The sequence below is a fragment of the Pseudomonas sp. 05N434 genome (assembly GCF_056396965.1).
Window position 1 is genome coordinate 1 of sequence record NZ_JBFTMK010000672.1, and the last position, 2,368, is coordinate 2,368.

The 2,368-nt window shown below is 59.5% G+C and carries 3 protein-coding genes and 2 pseudogenes; 4 read left to right on the forward strand and 1 reads right to left on the reverse strand.

The features are described 5' to 3' along the window. Positions 1-106: pseudogene (locus tag AC1DLB_RS27800) on the reverse strand (ATP-binding cassette domain-containing protein); the annotation flags it as partial. Between AC1DLB_RS27800 and AC1DLB_RS27805 the strand changes: the two are divergent. The 4 genes and pseudogenes from AC1DLB_RS27805 to AC1DLB_RS27820 all read left to right on the forward strand — a co-directional run. Next, positions 103-597: pseudogene (locus tag AC1DLB_RS27805) on the forward strand (ATP-binding cassette domain-containing protein); the annotation flags it as partial. The pseudogenes AC1DLB_RS27800 and AC1DLB_RS27805 sit on opposite strands and share 4 nt — an antisense overlap. A gap of 119 nt (positions 598-716) precedes the next feature. Then, positions 717-1,625: a MurR/RpiR family transcriptional regulator gene (locus AC1DLB_RS27810; RefSeq protein ID WP_007940239.1), complete on the forward strand. Its 909-nt coding sequence runs from the start codon at positions 717-719 to the stop codon at positions 1,623-1,625. 88 nt (positions 1,626-1,713) lie between these two features. Next, the gene (locus tag AC1DLB_RS27815; RefSeq protein WP_086945286.1) at positions 1,714-1,920 is read left to right on the forward strand and encodes a hypothetical protein; all 207 of its coding nucleotides are present in this window, start codon (positions 1,714-1,716) and stop codon (positions 1,918-1,920) included. Between the two features lie 126 nt (positions 1,921-2,046). Further along, a partial coding sequence (locus AC1DLB_RS27820; protein WP_477786070.1) for a LysE family translocator occupies positions 2,047-2,368 on the forward strand: 322 nt, incomplete at its 3' end.

Genomic DNA, 2,368 nt, shown 5'->3' on the forward strand with positions numbered 1-2,368 from the left:
GCATCACTTCCGGCTCCATGGCCAGTGCCCGGGCAATCGCTACCCGCTGCTGCTCACCACCCGACATATGCGCCGGCCAGGCGTCCATGCGGTGCGCCACGCCGACTGTCGATGGTGTTTCAGCATTTCAACCTCTGGTCGCACATGAGCGCCCTTGAAAACGTCATGGAGGCCCCGGTGCATGTGCTGGGCATCAACAAGAAACAGGCGCGGGAAAAGGCCGAGCATTACCTGAACAAAGTCGGCGTGGCGCACCGCATGGACGCCTGGCCGGCGCATATGTCGGGTGGTGAGCAGCAGCGGGTAGCGATTGCCCGGGCACTGGCCATGGAGCCGGAAGTGATGCTGTTCGATGAACCGACCTCAGCCCTCGACCCCGAGCTGGTCGGCGAGGTGCTGAAAGTCATGCAGGACCTCGCACTCGAAGGCCGCACCATGGTGGTCGTGACCCACGAAATGGGCTTTGCCCGCGAGGTCTCGAACCAGCTGGTGTTCCTGCACAAGGGCCTGGTCGAAGAGCGCGGCAATCCGCGTGAAGTGCTGGTCAATCCGCAGTCCGAGCKGCTTCGGCAGTTTCTGGCCGGCAGCTTGAAATAACCACCGGCTCGCTCACCGCTCCCTGGCTTGGCGATGCACAACGAGGTTTGGCATGCGATACACTCCTGCCAACCTCGAACCAAGCCTTCTCCAACCCTTCAGGAACTGTAGAGCCGGACATGCCGACCCCTTCGAAAGACACCACGGTCTATGCCGCGCCGGTGATGCGTAAACTGGCGGAAATCGTTTCCGATCTACAGCCTTCACTGCGCAAGGTGGCGGATTTTATCCTGCGTCACCCGCTAAGGGCCGCGACGCTGACCATCGAAGAAATGGCCCATGAAACCTCCACCTCGCCGGCCGCGGTCAATCGTCTGGCCAAGGCACTGAACCTGGGTGGCTACACCGGCATGAAGGCCGAGCTGGTCGCGACGTTGCAGCAGATGGTGTCGCCGGTCGACAAACTGCGCAACGAACTGGCGCATCGTCCTGGCGGTGCATTTGGCCTGCATGAGCAAATCCAGAGCGCCACCAGCAACCTCGCCACGGCAGCCACCAACAACCACGCCGACACCTTTGAAGCCTTCGTCACCCGCCTGATCGAAGCGCGCAAAATTTACATCCTGGGCTTTGGCAACAGCGTCTACTTCGCCGGCCTCGCCGCCTCGACCCTGATGCCCTTCTGTGCCGACGCCACCGCCATCAGCATGGAGGGCGGCAACGAAAATGCCGCTTACCGCCTGGCTGCCATCACCGATCAGGATGTGTTGCTGGCGATCTCCCTGCCGCGCTATTCCCTCGACACCCTGCAACTCGCACGCTTCGCCAATGAGCGCGGCGCCTCGGTGCTGGCGATCACCGACTCACCCGCATCGCCGCTCACCAGCATTGCCGAACACGTGCTGTTTGCCCCCGCCGACCATCCGGTAATGACCAGCTCCAACATCGCCGTACTCGCCTTGATTGAAGGTTTGGTGGCGGGTGTGATGGCGCGTAATAAAGAAGCGGTCAAGCTGGCGACCGAGCTGACTGAAAGCGTGATGTCTTATTTGCATATTCCTGCCAGCAGCAAATCGTCGAAGAAGTGATATCTGACGAGGGGTAATTGTCCCTTGTGGCCGATACTCTTGGGCTAGAAACTGAAGGCAAGTACTGCCCTGCAGATAGGTTATCTCAATGCTGAAGAAACAGCTGGAAAGCAAAGTAGCGACTGCTGCTGAAATTGAGCGCTCCATCCAGGCCCTGAACAAAATGGCAGAACGCCTTTGGGGGGATGGCCGGGAAGCTGAGGCGAAGGCCCTCCTTGATGCCTTGGACGCACTAAACCGGGCGCTTGACCGGATCAGGATTGGAGAAAGTCGAAGGATTGCGACTCTGCATTAAGACGCACGAGTCAATCGGCGGTTGAAGTTACTCTCCAATGCAGTGGCTTTGACTTTGCAGCCTGGTACGGGCACATTCTGGCGCTACGTGAGGATGGATGCCTCGGTGAGGCTTAAGGAGAATGCCGTGTTTCCGATCAATATCTGGCTTGCCTATACTGCCGCGTGCTTGCTATTGGTGCTCGCACCAGGCCCGGACAATCTGCTGGCCGTAGGCCGAGGACTCAGCCAGGGCAAGATCGCCGCTATCGTGTCGGGGATGGCATCCGGGGCGGGAATTCTCTTTCATGTGGCAACCGCTTCGCTAGGACTGACTTTGCTGATGCAGACGTCCGCCGTTGCCTTCTGGGTCGTCAAGCTTATCGGTGCCGGTTATTTGCTTTGGCTTGGCATAAAAGTCCTACGCTCCCGTAGCCTGATCAGCTTCCAGCCAGCGACTCGGCAATCAC